This is a genomic window from Flavobacterium hauense, from assembly GCF_054457175.1.
Map to the genome: position 1 here is coordinate 127,277 of NZ_JBTKVX010000002.1, position 17,021 is coordinate 144,297.

Consider the following 17,021-nt stretch of genomic DNA (forward strand, 5'->3'; position numbering starts at 1 on the left):
AGAACTAAAGCATTATGATAACTTTAAAACTATTCCCGCTTTTTATTGCCTAATTTTAATAGATAAAAATCTATGAATCATGGCAAAGCAATCTAAAAGGGGGAAAAGTTTATTTGAAAAATTCGCCGAAAAGGTAACCAAAGCAACAGGAAGCACTCCCGTATTTTTGGGTGCTTTTCTCATTGTTGTAGTATGGGCTATATGCGGCCCTATATTCGATTATAGTGAGACCTGGCAATTGATTATCAATACGGGTACGACCATTATTACTTTCCTGATGGTATTCCTTATCCAGAAATCACAGAATAAAGACTCTCTCGCAATACAGATAAAGCTCAACGAACTGCTGGCATCGCACGAACTTGCCTCTAACCGTATTGTAGATATTGAGGACATCGGCGAGGATGAGCTTGAAGTACTCGAAAAATATTATCGTAAGCTGGCAGAGCTTGCTCAAAAGCAAAGAACGTTGAAAGAATCGCATTCCATAGGCGAGGCACAGGTAAGGCATGAGCTGAAAAGTGAAAAAGGCAAGAGGCAAAAGGCAGGTGTCGAAAGTCCGAAGGCTGAGGCTTCAAAGCCACAAACTTCAAAATCTAAAGCCCAAAGCACAGCGACTAAAACCCAGCCTGCGAAACCTAAAACTCCAAAAGCTTAAACCAGCTCAAAGCTGAGTACAGGTTGTTTTTCTTCCCCATTGATGATGATGGATAATTGGTGCTCGCCGGGATAGAAAACCCGTGTGGTGATCGCTTTGAACGATTGCTTGCGAACTATCACGGCCTTTTCGCCAGGCTGGTAGATCTTCTCACTTATCTTGAACACTTTTTTAGCCAGCTGGCCTTTAGCTTTGCGGTAGTACATGCCATATTCAAGGCGCACGGTTTGTGGTTGCGAGTCTTTATTTTCTATCGCAAAAGTAAATTCTACACTGTCGCCCATGTTCACTTTTGGCGTAAGTACTTCAAATCGGGAATAGTCAATATGGGTAGCATCAAGCCCGAAAACTTTCAGTATTTCAGGATGCCCCTGTTTCAGTAAAGTGCGAGCTCCGTGTTTAACTATGGCATCAGTTTCCTTGTTAGATCCCTTCCATTTTTTGGCTATGGCCAAAACAACATCCGGATTATCTTTGGCGATATCATTGATATTGTTTGCAACACTTCGACGCACATATTCTGATGGGTCGTTCTTCAGGTTTTCCAGTAACGGCAGTACAGGTGACGGATCTTTTTTAAGCGATGGAATCGCCATTGCCCAGGGTAGTCTTGGCCTTGAGCCCTCGCTTGCAAAACGGCGCACATGATGATTGTCGTGTTTAGACCAGGCAGTCATTTGCTCTATCATCTGTTTTTCGTATTTGATCATAAAAGGGCGAACGGCAAACTCACAGCTGGTAAACTGGGTAATATATTCGAGTGCACGCACGGCATCGTCATAATGGTCAAGGCCATATACTTCTACATAATCCGGCAGGAACATGCAGGCAAGGCTATCCTGTCCGTAGCCTGTCTTCCTGAAATTCTCTATAATTGTTTGCAAAGCATCAACTGCCTTGCTGAAATCCTGCGGCATGAAATGATGCAGCACTATGGCGGTATGGCGCATCCTTGCTTTGAGTTCTTTATGTTCAAAACCATCAGAATTGATCAGGCTGATGAATTTTGCCTTGTCAAAACCGGGCAGTGATTGTGCCAGCACAGCCGACAATCTTTCATAAAATACAGGTGAATAGATGTTTTTAAGCGCACTCATGACAATAGTAATTTATAAAGCAAACATACTCTAATTGTAGCAAAATAAAAACCCTTCGATACTATCGAAGGGTTTTCTCTATATAGAATTTTGGTAATCTTAGTGGCTCTTCTGAAGTTTGCCGTAAGCGTGCTCCAAAGCACTTTTCATTTTGTCGGTTGCACCTTTAATCGATTTCTCAACCGAATCGGCATGGTTGGTAACAGCAACAGGATTAAGTCCCGTGGCATGAACCTCGATCGTACAGCGTTTGTCGTCCGGGCCTGTTTTAGAACCGTTCTCATCGGCAAGGTGTACATTAACGCTCGTTATCTTGTCATCAAATTTTTTTAATGTTTCATTTATTGTCGTGGTGAAATAATTTTCAATTCTTTCATGTCCGTTGTCTTTGCAATCGATGCTAAACTGAATCTGCATAGTCATGTGGTTTTATAGTTATGTGTAGTAAATTTAGGGATTTTTTGATTGACAGCGAAAGAATTTAGGTTAACATTACCATTATCTCTCTATGATGCGATAGAAAAAATAAATGGGAATTCGTTTGGCAGAATATACCGATTGGTATAATTTTGTAGTGTAGAAAATGATAAGCACGATGATTAGTAAAGCCGAAAAGACACGCCAGTATATCGTAGAGAAGACAGCACCTATCTTTAACAGGAAGGGTTTTGCAGGAACTTCTATAAACGATATTGTAGAAGCTACAGGCCTTACCAAGGGTAGTATATATGGTAACTTTGAAAGCAAGGATGAGGTAGCTTTGGCTGCTTTTGATTACAACTATGGTAATGTTGTATCGCTGATTAAAACCAAAATGGCAGGCAAACCGCACAACATCGATAAGCTGAAAGTATACCTTACGGTATTTTCTGATTTTGTGAACCTTCCGATGCTACACGGGGGCTGCCCGGTGCTGAACACGGCAATAGAATCTGACGATACTCATGGCCTGCTTAGGGCAAAAGCGGTAGGGGCGATCGAGAACTGGTATGCACATTTGGAGAAAGTTATCGCCGATGGCATTGAAGCCGGACAGATAAAACAGGGCACTAATGCCAAAGACTTCGCTGGGGCATTCATTGCACTGATCGAAGGTGGTATTATGCTGGCTAAGGTTACAGGGAAAATGCACGGACTTAAAGCTGCCGTAAAGCAGGGCGAAAAAATGATACAGGATATAGCAAGTTAAAATTTTTACTATAAAATATACCAATCGGTATATTTTATGTAGACGTAACATTACATTTAATCGATAAGAGCTATTTTTTTAAAGTAAAATATACCGATCGGTATAAAACATAAAATTATGAAAGACGTATTTATAGTTTCGGCAAAAAGAACACCCATAGGTGGATTCCTTGGCAGCCTTTCAGGCTTTAGTGCAACAGAGTTGGGTAAGATCGCTATAGAAAGCACATTGGCACAAACCACTATCCCTGCTGATGAAATTGACTCGGTGTATATGGGTAACGTGCTGTCGGCTAATTTAGGTCAGTCACCCGCAAGGCAGGCGGCTAAGTTTGCGGGAATAGACGACCATACTGATGCTACTACCATTAATAAAGTATGTGCTTCGGGTATGAAAGCCGTAATGCTTGGTGCCCAGCAGATACAGCTTGGTGTAGACAACGTAGTTGTTGCCGGAGGCATGGAGAGCATGAGTAATGTACCGCATTACATTCAGCAGAGAGTTGGTAACAAAATGGGGCACAGCCTGCTTACCGATGGTCTTTTGAAAGATGGTCTTACTGATGTGTATAACGACTTCCACATGGGGAATGCCGCTGAAATTACGGTACGACAATACAACATATCACGCGAAGAGCAGGATGCCTATGCACTTGAATCCTATGGCAGGGCAGCCAAAGCCTTTGAAGATGGGAAATTTGACAATGAGATCATTCCGATAGAAATAAAACAGCGCTCGGGAAGTGTGACCATCGACAAGGATGAAGATGTGTACAAGCTGATCGCGGATAAAGTACCGACCCTAAAACCGGTATTTGAAGAGGGCGGAACCATAACCGCTGCCAATGCCAGTAACCTGAACGACGGTGCTGCCGCATTACTATTGGTTTCTGCGGAAGCGGTAGAAAAATACAACCTGAAACCTATTGCCAAAATTATTGGCTATGCTGATGCCGCACAGGCACCGGAATGGTTTACTACTGCGCCATCACTGGCAATCCCGAAAGCATTGAAACAAGCCGGATTATTGCAGGATGATATTGATTATTTTGAGATCAACGAGGCGTATGCAGCTGTGATATTGGCCAACAGGCAGATACTGGGGATACCTTCTGAAAAGATAAACATTTACGGCGGCGGTGTAGCAATGGGCCACCCCATAGGTGCATCGGGAGCAAGGATAATAACCACACTTACTTCGGTACTTATACAGGAAGGCGGTAAATATGGTGTAGCTGCCATCTGTAATGGCGGCGGCGGTGCATCGGCAATTGTAATAGAAAACCTAAAAAACCAATAATATGTTCTCACAAGCAGCAGATATTTTAAAAGCAAACATCGGTAAGGAAGTTACCGAATCGCCTTCTCCCTTTATGGCATGGCTAAGGCCTGTGGTGTTGAAGGTTGAAGAAGGCAGCCTTACGTTCCAGCATACGATTCGTAAAGAAATGACCAATCCCTTTGGTACGCTTCATGGCGGCATAACAGCAGCCATTATAGACGATGCCATTGGTGCAACACTGATATCCTATGGTGAGCCATACTTCTATGTATCGGTAAATCTGGTAATCGATTATCTCTCTGCTGCCCGCGAAGGCGATGTAGTACTGGCAGATACCGCAATTATTAAAAAAGGCAGCCAGGTGGTAAACGCCCAGTGCGAGGTTTGGAATGCCGACCGTACAAGGCTTATTGCTAAAGGATATACCAACCTGCTGAAAACAGAAATCAAGAAATAAGACGATGAAAAGAGTAGCTGTAACAGGCCTTGGAGCCATAACACCATTGGGTAACTCGGTTGCCGAATTTTGGGAGAATATCCTTGCCGGGAAAAGCGGCGCAGGGCCTATAACCAAATTTGACACCACCAAATTCAAAACCCATTTTGCCCATGAGGTAAAAGGCTTTGATATTGAGCAATATGTGGATAGGAAAGAGGCCCGAAAATATGACCTGTTCACCCAATATGCCATTGCCGCTGCCGATGAGGCGGTGAAAGATGCCGGACTTGATTTTGGCACCATGCCGCAGCACGAACGTTTTGACGTGGGTGTGATTTGGGCATCGGGTAATGGGGGGATCAGCACTTTTGAGGAACAGCTTAAAGAGTTTTATGAAGGCGATGGCACGCCACGTTTCAATCCGTTTTTTATCCCAAAAATGATTGTAGATATCGCAGCAGGGGTATTGTCCATCCGTTATGGGCTTCATGGCCCTAACTATGCCACGGTATCGGCTTGTGCCTCATCTAATACAGCTATCATTTCTGCCTTTGATACAATCCGCCTTGGTAAAGCAACCATTATGATCGCAGGGGGTAGTGAAGCGGCGTTGACACCTGCATCTATAGGGGGCTTTAACGCTTCCCAGGCCTTGTCCAAACGAAATGATAGCCCGCAAACAGCTTCTCGTCCCTTCGATGCCGACAGAGATGGCTTTGTAGCCGGAGAAGGTGCCGGAGCACTGATTCTGGAAGATTGGGACCATGCCGTGGCACGAGGCGCAAATATATATGCTGAGATCGTAGGTGGCGGCATGGCGGCCGATGCCTATCATTTAACAGGCACTCCTGCCGACGGGCTTGGAGCGGCACTGGGCATGAAAAAAGCGTTAGCGGATGCCAATCTTACAGCAAACGATATTGATTATATCAACGCACACGCTACCTCTACTCCGGTGGGCGATTTGAGTGAGCTTAATGCAATACATACCGTTTTTAACGGGCAGGATGTAGCCATTAGCGCCACCAAATCAATGACAGGGCACCTGTTGGGGGCAGCAGGAGCTATAGAAAGCATCATCAGCGTGCTGGCGGTTAAGAATGACATCGTTCCGCCAACGATCAATGTACAAAATATAGACCCGGCTATTCCGCAGGGACTTCACCTGGTGCTTGACAAGCCTGAAAAAAGAAACATACAGTATGCCCTGAACAACACCTTTGGTTTTGGAGGGCATACTGCTACTTCGATATTTAAAAAAACGACTTAACCACAAAGAACACAATGGAAGCACAAATTGACACAAAGCTTTGTGTTCCTTGTGAAAAAAGCATAGTGCACTTAGTGGTAAAAAAAATAATTACATATATAAATTCTAAAACAATGAAAACAACAGCAAATACAATATTGATTACTGGCGGTAGTGCCGGAATAGGATTAGAAATGGCGCGCCAACTGACAGCGCTTGGCAACAAGGTGATTATTACCGGAAGGGACGAAGCGAGGCTGAACAAAGCCGCTGCCGAACTGGGTAATGTTACTGCAATACCATTTGACGTGAGCAATGAGCAAAACGTGAACGATCTGGTGAGCCGTGTCAAAACAGAATTCCCCGACCTGAACATACTGATAAACAATGCGGGCCGTGCCGACATCCATCATCTGGCAGATGGCGATGAAAGAGCCTACGATATTGCCGTATCGGAGTTTGAAACGAACTTTCTTTCGGTTGTACGCCTTACAGAGAAGTTATTACCCGTATTGAAAACACAAAAAGAAGCTGCGGTAATAACGGTATCGTCTATAGTGGCTTTTGTGCCTACGCAGCATCTGCCAACTTATTCAGCTAGTAAGGCAGCATTGCACTCCTATACCAAGTCGCTAAGGCTTGCTCTTAAAGAAACAACCGTAAAAGTATTCGAACTGATGCCGCCACTGGTAAATACAGAGCTTTCTGCTGCAATAGGGGGAGAGAATGGTATCCCGCCATCGGTACTGGTAGCCGATCTTATCGATGCATTGGGTAACGACAGGTTCGAGATTCGCACCGGACAGACCGAAGACATCTACAGGCTTAGCCTTGCCGATCCTGATCAGGCGCTATTGGTAATGAACGGACTTTCATAAGGCATCCCGGCTTAATTGCCGTCTTTATATATTCATATCTATTCAGAAAACAGCCTTGTACTTGCAAGGCTGTTTGTCATTCTGACGAAGGAAGAATCTCTCGTTTATTCTTAAATTTTTGGTGTAAGCCTGAAACTATTGCCTAAACTTTTGCATCTTTGTAAGACAGCAATCACGCGAATACTATTATGAGGCATTTACTTCTGGTTTTATTGGTTTTTTCAGGGTTTACGGCATTGGCACAGGTTGAGCCTATAGTCACCGATACCATTGAGAAAGACAGCGTCGCGCCGGTATTTGATGCCAAATACCGTGAAGACCAGTTCTATGCTTCGATTTCGTATAATGTAATACAGGAAAAGCCAAAAGATTATTCGCAATATGCTTTCTCTACGGGTATTACCGTGGGTTTCCTGAGGGATATGCCCATCAATAAGAACCGTACTTATGCCGTGGCACTTGGATTAGGCTATTCATACAATAATATAAAGCACAATATGCTTGTTGAGGAACTTAATGGCGCCAATGTTTATCGAACAGTACCTGAAGGCAGCTACGACAAGAATAAGCTGGTATTGCATTATCTCGAAGTTCCGCTTGAATTGCGCTGGAGGAACAGTAATGCCATAGATCATGAATTCTGGCGTATCTATCTTGGTTTTAAGGTAAGCTGGCTGTTTGCCGACAAGGCATTATATAAACCTGAAAGCGGTCCTAAAGAGAAGGTTACCGGAGATATAAATCTTAACGATTTTGTGTACGGAGCCTATATTTCTGCCGGATGGAATACCTGGAATATTTATGCCTATTACGGACTTTCGCCCATATACAATAACGCTCCTATAGCAGAGACTGACGAGAAGCTTAAACTGCGTTCGGCGAATATCGGGTTGATCTTCTATATCCTTTAGATGAGCATAAAGCTTCGTGAACATATAGAAAAGATCGTATCGCTTACCGACGATGAGTTTGCGTTCGTAATGTCTCATTTCACTTCAAAAAAATTTAAAAAACACCAGTTCCTCATTCAGGAAGGCGAGCCGGTGCCGTATTCTTATTTTGTGGTATCAGGGCTTATAAAGTTGGTACATGCCGATACTTCAGGAAAAGAGCACATCGTATCTTTTGCCATGGAAGATTGGTGGGAGAGCGATTTCCAGGCCTTTCATAATAAGACGAGGGCTACTATGTCGCTAAACTGTCTTGAAGATACCGAAGTGTTTTGCCTTACGCTCGAGAACTATCAGGCTCTTTGTGCCGGTATGCAGAAGATGGAGCATTTTTTCCTAGAAAAGGCTAACAGGGGGCATATTGGCTCACAGCAACGCATCCTCTCGCTGATTACCGGTAATGCCAAAGAACGCTATGAGCAGCTGCTGGAACGTTACCCTTCGTTGTTGCAGCGCGTGCCAAAGTCAATGATCGCTTCCTATCTGGGTGTTTCGCGCGAAACACTGAGCAGGCTCTCTAAGTTAATGTGATAAACCTCACTTCATATCTGTGACGAATGTCATAGGTAGCTCACATCCATTCTTTGCAATTTTGCAGTGTATGAAAAACGCAGCAAAAATTTTAGCATTTACATTATTAACGGTTGTGCCTGTACTGGCACAAACCAAAATCGCAAAGCAAATGGAAAAAAGAGAATTCAGTCCCTGGAAATGGCAGGACGAACGCAGCTATGTACAAGCTGTTGAGGTAAAGAATGTACAAGGGACATTATATGTTTCGGGCCAGGCGGCAGTGCATGCCGACGGCACATCCAGTAATGCCAATATGAAAAGTCAGCTGGAAGAAGCAATAGCGAATTTAGAGAAAGTTATCAGTCATGCAGGTTACGAGCCTAAAAATATTGTGAGGTTAAGCATATACACTACTTCAACTGAAGAGCTCTGGCCTCATTTCCCTATCTTTCAGGATTGGATCGCTAAACACGGCATAAAGCAGGCGACTACACTCTTAGAGGTAAAAACCCTTTTCGAAACCTTAAAGGTAGAACTTGAAGCCACGGTTGTAAAATAAAACAAAATCTTATATAGCGCCATGTGTAAAGCATGGCGTTTATTTTTTGGTGTTAGCGGTAAACTTTTGCACCTTTGTAAGACAGGATAATCTTATATGAGCAAAAAGCTTCGGGAACATATAGAAAAGATCGTATCGCTTACCGATGACGAGTTTGCGTTCGTGCTCTCCCATTTTACTTCAAAAAAGCTCAAAAAACACCAGTTTCTCATTCAGGAAGGTGACGCTGTTAACCATTCTTATTTTGTGGTCTCGGGTCTTTTAAAGCTTGTACATACCGATGCTGCAGGCAAAGAGCACATCATGCAGTTTGCGATGGAAGACTGGTGGGTGAGTGACTACCAGGCTTATCATTTCCATACTCCTGCTACATTATCCCTTGACTGCCTTGAAGATACCGAGGTGCTGTACCTTTCGCAGGAAAATTCCGAAAAGCTTTGTGCCGGGCTCCATAAGGCTGAACATTTTTTCAGGAGGAAATCCAACTTTGGCTATGTGGGCTTGCAGCAGCGTATTCTATCCCTGCTTACTACGAGTGCCAAAGAACGCTATGAGCAATTACTAGCACAATATCCTTCACTTTTTCAGAGGGTTCCTAAAACCCTGCTGGCCTCTTACCTTGGCGTTACCCGAGAAACATTGAGCAGGCTTTCTTCATAAGCGTGATGCAGGTCACATCATATTTGTGATGTAGATCAAACGCCGTTTGTCTCTTTCTCCCGAACTTTGTGCTATAATTTTCAATCATTATAAAATGAATAACATAGCAAAAGTTATAGCGATACTATTAATAAGTACTGTACCGGCATTGGCACAGGCTAAAAAATCGAAGAACATGGGCAAAAAGAAAATTCTGTTTGTGGTAACGAGCCACGACAAAAAAGGAAGTACGGGCGAACCGACAGGCTTTTACCTTGGCGAGGCATCACATCCTTGGGAAGTGCTGCACAAAGCCGGATATGAGATTGATTTTGTAAGTCCGAAAGGCGGTAAAGCCCCTGTTGACGGTTTTGACCTTAAAGACCCTGTGAATAAGGAATTTTGGGAGAATACCGAATACCACAACAAAATAGAGAACACCCTGAAGCCATCACAGGTCAATCCTGCCGACTATGCTGCTATTTACTATGCAGGCGGACACGGTGCCATGTGGGATTTTGCCGATAATACTGAACTGCAAAAGATTGCCGCTGCCGTGTATGAGAAAGGCGGAATCGTTGGAGCCGTATGTCACGGTCCTGCGGGATTGGTAAATATCAAATTGTCCAACGGTAAGTACCTTATTGACGGTAAAAAGATAAATGCCTTTACCAATGAGGAAGAAGAAGCTGTAGGGCTTACTAAAGTAGTGCCGTTCTTATTAGAAGACGGACTGAAAGCCCACGGTGCCAAATTTGAGAAATCAGGGATGTGGCAGCAACATGTAGTAACTGATCAAAGAGTAGTTACGGGACAAAACCCACAATCAGCTAAAGCGGTAGGTGAGGCCATATTAGCTGAATTGAAAAAGAAATAAATAATGGTGCTTAAGTGAATGAGCCTTCATGCGAGAGTGTGAGGGCTTTTTTGTTTGTCTTTTGTTTGATGAATTCAGTATCTTAGATGAAGATAAATCTTACGTTTACGATGAAGAAAATATTTTCGATTGTGGTTTTGCTTTTGGCTTTTTTAATAACGGAAACGCTGCTGAGCTTTGTTATAGGCTTCCTGTATACCATTGCTGATGATAGTGGATTTAATCAAAGAAAAGTAATAATGATGTTTTCGGATTATGCTTTTTTGGGAATAATGAGGTTGATGTTTTACTTTGTTTTCTCAATAGGCATCTTTTCCGTGCTTGGCAGAGAGTTGAATCTTAAAAACAGAGTCATGCAATTAATGATTATTAACTGCAGCATGTATGTGTTCATTTCATTGTTGTATGGTTTTATCTTTATGCCCGATACAAAAGATTATTTAGCGAGATCGTTTTTCTATATCATTATCCTGTCAACATTGCTAAGCCCGGTGATTATATACAAAATCCCTTTCTTTAGGAAATTAGCGGATAGTGGTGTCGCCGGGACTGCTGTAAAATTTAACTAGTGGTTATATCACGCCAGCGTGGGGAGTTCTCATGCTTATAAGTGTGTGAGAAGCAGTTTCCTTTTTAAATGTTTAAGGAGTATGTTATTAAAAGACAGGATTCTTCGACTCCATTTCACTTAGTTCATAGCAATTGCAACATGTATTGTCATTGCGAGGAGGTACAACGTGGCAATCTCTATTCATTCCCTACGGGAAAGCTTTCCGTATTCTAATTCATAGCTACCAACATTATTTCCCTAACGGGAAACCTCAATGAGTAGTTTATCGCGTAGCGATTTAATGTTGGTAGAAAAAGTTATCGGGTTATGATTATTTCCCGTAGGGAATGAATGAAATTGAAGTACCGACCTCAGAATGACGGCATGAGAACCTGAAAGATTCAGATAGAGTAACCGTTGGCAACGCCCTCGGCTTTTAAACCGCCGGCACTAACCATACAAACCAAAGCGCTACCTGTGGGACTATGCCAATGAGTGCACCAAGCAGTACTTCGCTCAGCCTGTGCGATCGTGCCGCCATGCGCGAAGAGCCAACAATTCCTGTGCAGATTATTAAAAAGGCGATGAAGTACAGGTAGGTGATATGATAATAGGATGAGATGCCTATTACAAAAACAGTGAGTGAAGCTACAGCCATTGTGTGCAGGCTCGGGCTTTGGTTAGCCAATACAAGAGCCAACGTAATTACGGTGCTGATAAGCACTCCCGTAAAGTAATAATACAGCTCGGGAATCACTATTATAGACAAGCTATATTTTATGAGAAACAAAATAAGCAGGGCATAAATGGCCAGTGGCAGCCTCCGTTCTTTGGCATTGGGAAGCTTTGATTTCATCTTGCCTAATGAGCGGATGAGATAAAATACCGACATCGGAAGCAAAACCGTAAGTATCAGTATCTGGATAAAGGCAAGGTAAATTTCGTGCTCGTAGAAAAAGCTGTTGGCGACCACAAAATAAAACAACGTAGCATAGACCGGTACGAATAACGGATGAAAGAGGTAAGAGAATATCGCCAGGAATTTCTTCATGCGTTTATATTTTCTTCCTCATCCTCGCTACAGGAATATCAAGCTGCTCACGGTATTTTGCAATCGTTCGCCTTGCAATAGGGTAACCTTTGTCTTTCAGTATTTCGGCAAGCTTGTCGTCAGGAAGCGGCTTGCGCTTGTCTTCTTCGCTGATAACAGTTTCCAGTATCTTCTTGATCTCAATGGTCGATACGTCTTCTCCCTGGTCATTTTTCATGGCTTCAGAGAAGAATTCCTTGATTAGTTTGGTACCATAAGGTGTTTCTACATACTTGCTGTTGGCTACACGCGAAACGGTAGAAATATCAAGACCCACCATATCGGCAATATCTTTAAGGATCATCGGTTTCAGCTTAGCTTCTTCACCGTCAAGGAAGTACTCTTCCTGATAGTGCATGATGGCATTCATGGTCACGAACAGGGTTTCCTGACGCTGCCTGATGGCATCGATGAACCATTTTGCCGAATCCAGCTTTTGTTTGATGAACTGTACAGCATCCTTTTGGGCATTGTTCTTTTCGCGGCTGTCTTTATAGGTTTGCAGCATTTCCTGGTAATCCTTAGAAACGTGCAGTTCGGGAGCATTTCGTCCGTTAAGGGTCAGTTCCAGTTCACCGTCCACAATACGTATGGCAAAGTCGGGCACCACGTGTTCCACGGTTCTGTTGCTGCTTTCATAAGTGCCTCCCGGTTTAGGGTTCAACCTTTCGATCTCGTCAATCGCAGCACGCAGCTGGTCTTGTGAGATATCGTATTTCTGAAGCAGCTTGTCGTAGTGTTTTTTGGTAAAAGCATCGAACTGGTGCTCCAGTATATCTATGGCAAGGTCTACCGCGGCGGTAGGAGTCCTGTGCTTTAGTTGTAATAAAAGGCATTCCTGCAGGTCGCGTGCGCCAACGCCCGAAGGCTCCAGTTCGTGGATGATGTGAAGTATGCGTTCGGTAGTCTTTTCGTCGGTGTAAATGCCCTGTGTAAAGGCCATGTCGTCTACAATATCGGGGATGCTTCGGCGGATGTAGCCCATGTCGTCAATGCTTCCCACAAGGAATTCGGCAATCTCACGTTCGTCATCACTAAGGATAAAGGTATTCAGCTGGTCGATAAGGTTTTGGTGAAAGCTAATCGGAGCTGCAAACGGCATGCTACGGTCCTCATCGTCGTCGCTGTAGTTGTTGGATTGCGTCTTATATCCCGGAATTTCGTCATCGCTCAGGTATTCGTCTATGTTTATCTCGTCGGCATCAATGCGTTCGTTATCATAGTCGTCATAATCATCAAAATCCTCAGTAGTATCGTACTCGTCTTTTTCGTATTCATCTTCCTTTCCTGTCTCGAGGGCAGGATTTTCTACCATTTCTTCTTTAAGCCGTTGCTCAAATGCCTGCGTAGGCAATTGTATCAGCTTCATCAGCTGGATTTGCTGTGGCGATAATTTCTGGGATAGTTTTAATTGTAAGTTCTGCTTAAGCATAAGTAAACGCGGTCATTTTTACAGTATAAAATTACAAAAAACAGGTCGCAATTGCTAAGCCTTTTTAGATAAAATTATAATAAGGTGAAGATGAGGTATAATTTTTGATGAATATCGGTTCGTAGTTATTTAATTCTTTCGGCGATAAATTCTTCCGCAATTACATAAGATTGCCCCAGATTATATTCATACGGGCTTACATCCGAATTGCCGAACATCAGGAGTTTAGCATTTGGTTTATCTGCATATCCTTTGTCTTCACCCGATGAGCGTTCAACAATTTTAAAGATTAAATTTTGTTCTTTGCAAATTGTGTCAAGATTTTTTGCCAATGGGAAAGATATTTTTGATGTAAACTTCCCTTTGTGAGCGAGATTCATAAATCCACGGAAAATGTCATGAAATGATAACCATCCGCCTGTTTCGGCTTCGAGTAGATGTACTAACTGATAAACAAATTGATTAAAGTCTTTTGGTGTCCCTGATATTTCACAATAGAGTTCGTCATCGTGATAAAGCCATAGCAATGGATGGTTTTCAATAATTCTCATTTTGATATAGGGCATCATTATATCAAAATCAAAACCGGAAACCCTTTCAGTATTTATACAAGTAATTTTCCATTCCTCATACTCAACAAAATGATCATAGCTTATTTGGTTGATAGATGTTGTAACGCTGAAGATTTGCTTAGGCGCGTTATAATTATATGATTCAAGCTTAAAATCGCAATCGTGATAAAATTCGTAAAGGTTTGTTCTTTTAATAAGTTCTTCTATCATTTTATAAGGTTAGAGTTATGAATAAAAATAAACAAAAAAGCCTTACATTACTGCAAGGCTTTCTCAATACTATTATCTCAATTCTCACTACTGAGAAAATTAAAATTCTGCGTTCTGCGGTGTCCTTGGGAAAGGAATCACGTCACGGATGTTACCCATACCGGTTACGAACAATACAAGGCGCTCAAAACCAAGTCCGAAGCCCGCGTGTGTTGCACTACCAAAACGGCGGGTATCAAGGTACCACCATAGTTCTTTTTCGTCGATGCCAAGCTCGGCGATCTTCTCAAGAAGCACGTCAAGGCGCTCTTCTCTTTCAGATCCTCCAACGATCTCACCAATCCCAGGGAAAAGGATATCCATGGCGCGAACGGTTTTCTTGTCATCATTTAATCTCATATAGAATGCTTTGATCTTTGCAGGGTAATCGTATAGAATTACCGGGCATTTAAAGTGTTTCTCAACTAAGAAACGCTCGTGCTCACTTTGCAGGTCAGCACCCCATTCTTCAATGATATAGTTGAATTTTTTGTTCTTATTTGGCTTAGAGCTCATAAGGATGTCGATAGCCTCTGTATAGCTCACACGCTTAAAGTTGTTCTCCAGTACAAACTGAAGTTTCTCTAATAAGCCCATTTCGCTGCGCTCTGCTGTCGGTTTTTGCTTCTCTTCATCGGCAAGGCGCTGGTCAAGGAATTTAAGGTCGTCCTGGCAACGGTCAAGCGCATATTTGATTACGTATTGGATGAAATCCTCAGCAAGATCCATGTTGTCATCAAGGTTGTTAAAAGCAACTTCAGGCTCTACCATCCAGAATTCTGCAAGGTGGCGCGAGGTGTTAGAGTTCTCAGCACGGAAAGTTGGTCCAAACGTATAGATCTGACCTAATGCCATTGCAAAAGTCTCACCTTCCAGCTGGCCTGATACGGTAAGGTTGGTTTCCTTTCCGAAGAAATCCTGTTTGTAATCTACTTTACCCTCTTCATTCAGTGGCGGGTTGCCTACCGGAAGCGACGTAACCTGGAACATTTCGCCTGCACCCTCAGCATCAGAACCGGTGATGATAGGCGTGTTCACATATACGAATCCTTTTTCCTGGAAGTACTGGTGAATCGCAAATGATAGTACCGAGCGTACCCTCATGATTGCACCAAACACGTTAGTACGCACACGTAGGTGGGCATTCTCACGTAAAAACTCCAAAGAGTGTTTTTTAGGCTGCATAGGGAATTTCTCAGGATCAGAGTCTCCAAGAATTTCTACGCTTTTAGCCTGTACCTCATATTTTTGTCCTGCGCCCTGGCTCTCGGTAAGGTTACCCTTAATAGCTACAGCGGCACCGGTTGTTATGCGTTTTAAAGTGTCTGCGGGTGTATTTTCAAAGTCAACTACACACTGGATATTATTTATAGTAGATCCGTCATTGAGGGCTATAAACTGATTATTCCTAAAAGTTCTTACCCATCCTTTTACTAATACATCATCAACAGGCTTCGCGCTGTTCAGCAGGTCTTTAACTTTTGTGTGTTTCATTTTTTAAGATTTAAACTTTGTTTTTATGGAAAATGCCCCGTGATTTATGCCACAGGATGCAAATGCCTGCAAATGTAGTAAAAAGCGTAAAAAGGTGTATTTAATATCAGCCATGAATTACACTAATTTTTACAAATTTGTTATTGGCCATATTATTTCGAATAGCAGATGACTCCGAGAGGCGCAATACAATTTAACAAATGTAAAATGCAGCGGGGTTCATGAGTCTTATCTTTGCATAAAATTTAACTGTAATGAACTGGATATTACTTATTATCGCCGGATTGTTTGAAGTAGGTTTCGCCTCGTGCCTTGGCAAGGCCAAAGAAACCACGGGTGCTATTTCTAACTACTGGATGGGTGGCTTTTTTGTATGCCTGACCATTAGTATGATATTGCTGTATAAAGCGACACAGACCCTGCCTATAGGTACTGCCTATGCAGTATGGACTGGTGTTGGAGCAGTAGGCACTGTCCTTATGGGAATCTTTGTTTTTAAAGAACCGTCAGATTTCTGGAGGTTGTTCTTCCTTGCTACACTTATAGCTTCGATAATTGGGCTGAAATTTGTATCGTCGCATTAGAATTTTTGGCCTCACCCCTGGCCCCTCTCCAAAGGAGAGGGGAAGGAACTTCGAGGGTTGTTTTTAATGAGCCTGTAATTGCTATAATCTTCTTTCAGACAATGCTGTTTTGATCTTTTCTAAAACAGTATTTATGTCTTTCAAAACTTCTTCGTTCCTAAATCGTATTACCTTAAACAAATGTTTTTGTTCGAGTTCTAAAGTTCTGTTCTCGTCAAGTTCCATTTGTTGAGGGGTATTATGATAATCTCCATCTACTTCCACGATTAATCTTTTTTCCAGGCAAACAAAGTCAGGTATGTAAGCTCCAATTGCATGTTGCCTACGGAATTTTTCTCCAAGTTTACGATTTCTTATATAATTCCAAAGTATGGTTTCACTCAGTGTAGCTCCTTTGCGATTATTTTTACCAAGTTGAATAAGTTCTTTAGCCTTTAGGTTATCAACAGTCATATACCCGGGAGACGGTTTCGCTCCCCTCTCCTTTGGAGAGGGGTCGGGGGTGAGGCCATCTTGTAAGTTGTTTACGTCATCCATATGTCAAATTTAGAAAATATATTTTCTTTTGGAGAGTTCACATAGTTATCGATAATAGGGCTGAAGTTTGTATCGTCGCATTAGTTGTGGGTTAACCTGCAAGGTTTTCAAAACCTTGTAGGTTTGGATCAAATGTTGAATGATACCTACAAGGTCTCAAAGACCTTGCAGGAGTACGTCCTTA

20 protein-coding genes are annotated in these 17,021 nt (G+C 42.6%); 13 read left to right on the forward strand and 7 right to left on the reverse strand.

Features of this window, described 5'->3' with window-relative positions; translation table 11 throughout:
- Positions 1-79 precede the first annotated feature (79 nt).
- Positions 80-658, forward strand: a complete 579-nt coding sequence (locus ACX0HA_RS01705; protein ID WP_458843537.1) for a low affinity iron permease family protein — start codon at positions 80-82, stop codon at positions 656-658.
- On the opposite strand, the gene ACX0HA_RS01710 is transcribed toward ACX0HA_RS01705, so the two are convergent.
- A complete protein-coding gene (locus ACX0HA_RS01710; RefSeq protein WP_458843538.1) occupies positions 655-1,755 on the reverse strand; it encodes a DNA alkylation repair protein in 1,101 nt (366 codons plus the stop codon). The genes ACX0HA_RS01705 and ACX0HA_RS01710 overlap by 4 nt on opposite strands.
- 99 nt (positions 1,756-1,854) lie before the next feature.
- A complete protein-coding gene (locus tag ACX0HA_RS01715; RefSeq protein WP_458843539.1) occupies positions 1,855-2,172 on the reverse strand; it encodes an HPF/RaiA family ribosome-associated protein in 318 nt (105 codons plus the stop codon).
- A gap of 178 nt (positions 2,173-2,350) precedes the next feature.
- Here ACX0HA_RS01715 and ACX0HA_RS01720 point away from each other — a divergent pair, with 178 nt between their 5' ends.
- The 11 genes from ACX0HA_RS01720 to ACX0HA_RS01770 all read left to right on the forward strand — a co-directional run bounded on the left by ACX0HA_RS01720 (position 2,351) and on the right by ACX0HA_RS01770 (position 10,898).
- Positions 2,351-2,944 carry a TetR/AcrR family transcriptional regulator gene (locus tag ACX0HA_RS01720; RefSeq protein ID WP_458843540.1) on the forward strand — a complete coding sequence of 198 codons (594 nt, stop codon included), beginning with the start codon at positions 2,351-2,353 and terminating at the stop codon, positions 2,942-2,944.
- Between the two features lie 117 nt (positions 2,945-3,061).
- On the forward strand, positions 3,062-4,243 hold the full coding sequence (locus tag ACX0HA_RS01725) for an acetyl-CoA C-acyltransferase (RefSeq protein WP_458843541.1): 1,182 nt from the start codon (positions 3,062-3,064) through the stop codon (positions 4,241-4,243).
- A 1-nt stretch (position 4,244) separates the two neighbouring features.
- Positions 4,245-4,682 (forward strand): PaaI family thioesterase, encoded by a 438-nt coding sequence (locus ACX0HA_RS01730; protein ID WP_458843542.1) that lies wholly within the window; start codon positions 4,245-4,247, stop codon positions 4,680-4,682.
- 4 nt (positions 4,683-4,686) lie between these two features.
- Positions 4,687-5,934 carry a beta-ketoacyl-ACP synthase II gene (gene fabF, locus ACX0HA_RS01735; RefSeq protein ID WP_458843543.1) on the forward strand — a complete coding sequence of 416 codons (1,248 nt, stop codon included), beginning with the start codon at positions 4,687-4,689 and terminating at the stop codon, positions 5,932-5,934.
- A 113-nt stretch (positions 5,935-6,047) separates the two neighbouring features.
- Positions 6,048-6,791 carry an SDR family oxidoreductase gene (locus ACX0HA_RS01740; protein ID WP_458843544.1) on the forward strand — a complete coding sequence of 248 codons (744 nt, stop codon included), beginning with the start codon at positions 6,048-6,050 and terminating at the stop codon, positions 6,789-6,791.
- Positions 6,792-6,979: 188 nt separating this feature from the next.
- Complete coding sequence (locus ACX0HA_RS01745) at positions 6,980-7,702, forward strand: porin family protein (RefSeq protein WP_458843545.1); 723 nt, start codon at positions 6,980-6,982, stop codon at positions 7,700-7,702.
- Positions 7,703-8,272 carry a Crp/Fnr family transcriptional regulator gene (locus tag ACX0HA_RS01750; RefSeq protein WP_458843546.1) on the forward strand — a complete coding sequence of 190 codons (570 nt, stop codon included), beginning with the start codon at positions 7,703-7,705 and terminating at the stop codon, positions 8,270-8,272. It abuts the gene before it with no gap.
- A gap of 151 nt (positions 8,273-8,423) precedes the next feature.
- The gene (locus ACX0HA_RS01755; RefSeq protein WP_458843651.1) at positions 8,424-8,813 is read left to right on the forward strand and encodes a RidA family protein; all 390 of its coding nucleotides are present in this window, start codon (positions 8,424-8,426) and stop codon (positions 8,811-8,813) included.
- A 96-nt stretch (positions 8,814-8,909) separates the two neighbouring features.
- Positions 8,910-9,473, forward strand: coding sequence for a Crp/Fnr family transcriptional regulator (locus ACX0HA_RS01760; RefSeq protein WP_458843547.1), 564 nt, complete (start codon positions 8,910-8,912; stop codon positions 9,471-9,473).
- Positions 9,474-9,567: 94 nt separating this feature from the next.
- Positions 9,568-10,329: a type 1 glutamine amidotransferase domain-containing protein gene (locus ACX0HA_RS01765; protein ID WP_458843548.1), complete on the forward strand. Its 762-nt coding sequence runs from the start codon at positions 9,568-9,570 to the stop codon at positions 10,327-10,329.
- Between the two features lie 110 nt (positions 10,330-10,439).
- Positions 10,440-10,898, forward strand: coding sequence for a hypothetical protein (locus tag ACX0HA_RS01770; RefSeq protein ID WP_458843549.1), 459 nt, complete (start codon positions 10,440-10,442; stop codon positions 10,896-10,898).
- A gap of 417 nt (positions 10,899-11,315) precedes the next feature.
- Here the strand turns inward: ACX0HA_RS01770 and ACX0HA_RS01775 are convergent, their stop codons facing one another.
- From ACX0HA_RS01775 to asnS, 4 genes are all read right to left on the reverse strand, one after another.
- The gene (locus ACX0HA_RS01775) at positions 11,316-11,930 is read right to left on the reverse strand and encodes a hypothetical protein (RefSeq protein WP_458843550.1); all 615 of its coding nucleotides are present in this window, start codon (positions 11,928-11,930) and stop codon (positions 11,316-11,318) included.
- A 4-nt stretch (positions 11,931-11,934) separates the two neighbouring features.
- Complete coding sequence (rpoN, locus tag ACX0HA_RS01780) at positions 11,935-13,401, reverse strand: RNA polymerase factor sigma-54 (RefSeq protein WP_458843551.1); 1,467 nt, start codon at positions 13,399-13,401, stop codon at positions 11,935-11,937.
- Between the two features lie 125 nt (positions 13,402-13,526).
- On the reverse strand, positions 13,527-14,183 hold the full coding sequence (locus tag ACX0HA_RS01785) for a hypothetical protein (RefSeq protein ID WP_458843552.1): 657 nt from the start codon (positions 14,181-14,183) through the stop codon (positions 13,527-13,529).
- Between the two features lie 99 nt (positions 14,184-14,282).
- Complete coding sequence (gene asnS, locus ACX0HA_RS01790; protein ID WP_458843553.1) at positions 14,283-15,716, reverse strand: asparagine--tRNA ligase; 1,434 nt, start codon at positions 15,714-15,716, stop codon at positions 14,283-14,285.
- A gap of 254 nt (positions 15,717-15,970) precedes the next feature.
- Between asnS and ACX0HA_RS01795 the strand changes: the two genes are divergently transcribed.
- Entirely contained in the window at positions 15,971-16,300 is a 330-nt protein-coding gene (locus ACX0HA_RS01795; protein WP_458843554.1) for a DMT family transporter, read from the forward strand.
- Positions 16,301-16,381: 81 nt separating this feature from the next.
- Here ACX0HA_RS01795 and ACX0HA_RS01800 read toward each other — a convergent pair whose 3' ends face one another.
- A complete protein-coding gene (locus ACX0HA_RS01800) occupies positions 16,382-16,837 on the reverse strand; it encodes an endonuclease domain-containing protein (protein ID WP_458843555.1) in 456 nt (151 codons plus the stop codon).
- Between the last annotated feature and the right edge of the window lie 184 nt (positions 16,838-17,021).

Bases quoted from the DNA above. Each gene is read 5' to 3' on its own strand.
- ACX0HA_RS01705 (WP_458843537.1), top strand. From the start codon at position 80: ATGGCAAAGCAATCTAAAAGGGGGAAAAGTTTATTTGAAAAATTCGCC.
- ACX0HA_RS01710 (WP_458843538.1), bottom strand. From the start codon at position 1,755: ATGAGTGCGCTTAAAAACATCTATTCACCTGTATTTTATGAAAGATTG.
- ACX0HA_RS01715 (WP_458843539.1), bottom strand. From the start codon at position 2,172: ATGCAGATTCAGTTTAGCATCGATTGCAAAGACAACGGACATGAAAGA.
- ACX0HA_RS01720 (WP_458843540.1), top strand. From the start codon at position 2,351: ATGATTAGTAAAGCCGAAAAGACACGCCAGTATATCGTAGAGAAGACA.
- ACX0HA_RS01725 (WP_458843541.1), top strand. From the start codon at position 3,062: ATGAAAGACGTATTTATAGTTTCGGCAAAAAGAACACCCATAGGTGGA.
- ACX0HA_RS01730 (WP_458843542.1), top strand. From the start codon at position 4,245: ATGTTCTCACAAGCAGCAGATATTTTAAAAGCAAACATCGGTAAGGAA.
- fabF (WP_458843543.1), top strand. From the start codon at position 4,687: ATGAAAAGAGTAGCTGTAACAGGCCTTGGAGCCATAACACCATTGGGT.
- ACX0HA_RS01740 (WP_458843544.1), top strand. From the start codon at position 6,048: ATGAAAACAACAGCAAATACAATATTGATTACTGGCGGTAGTGCCGGA.
- ACX0HA_RS01745 (WP_458843545.1), top strand. From the start codon at position 6,980: ATGAGGCATTTACTTCTGGTTTTATTGGTTTTTTCAGGGTTTACGGCA.
- ACX0HA_RS01750 (WP_458843546.1), top strand. From the start codon at position 7,703: ATGAGCATAAAGCTTCGTGAACATATAGAAAAGATCGTATCGCTTACC.
- ACX0HA_RS01755 (WP_458843651.1), top strand. From the start codon at position 8,424: ATGGAAAAAAGAGAATTCAGTCCCTGGAAATGGCAGGACGAACGCAGC.
- ACX0HA_RS01760 (WP_458843547.1), top strand. From the start codon at position 8,910: ATGAGCAAAAAGCTTCGGGAACATATAGAAAAGATCGTATCGCTTACC.
- ACX0HA_RS01765 (WP_458843548.1), top strand. From the start codon at position 9,568: ATGAATAACATAGCAAAAGTTATAGCGATACTATTAATAAGTACTGTA.
- ACX0HA_RS01770 (WP_458843549.1), top strand. From the start codon at position 10,440: ATGAAGAAAATATTTTCGATTGTGGTTTTGCTTTTGGCTTTTTTAATA.
- ACX0HA_RS01775 (WP_458843550.1), bottom strand. From the start codon at position 11,930: ATGAAGAAATTCCTGGCGATATTCTCTTACCTCTTTCATCCGTTATTC.
- rpoN (WP_458843551.1), bottom strand. From the start codon at position 13,401: ATGCTTAAGCAGAACTTACAATTAAAACTATCCCAGAAATTATCGCCA.
- ACX0HA_RS01785 (WP_458843552.1), bottom strand. From the start codon at position 14,183: ATGATAGAAGAACTTATTAAAAGAACAAACCTTTACGAATTTTATCAC.
- asnS (WP_458843553.1), bottom strand. From the start codon at position 15,716: ATGAAACACACAAAAGTTAAAGACCTGCTGAACAGCGCGAAGCCTGTT.
- ACX0HA_RS01795 (WP_458843554.1), top strand. From the start codon at position 15,971: ATGAACTGGATATTACTTATTATCGCCGGATTGTTTGAAGTAGGTTTC.
- ACX0HA_RS01800 (WP_458843555.1), bottom strand. From the start codon at position 16,837: ATGGATGACGTAAACAACTTACAAGATGGCCTCACCCCCGACCCCTCT.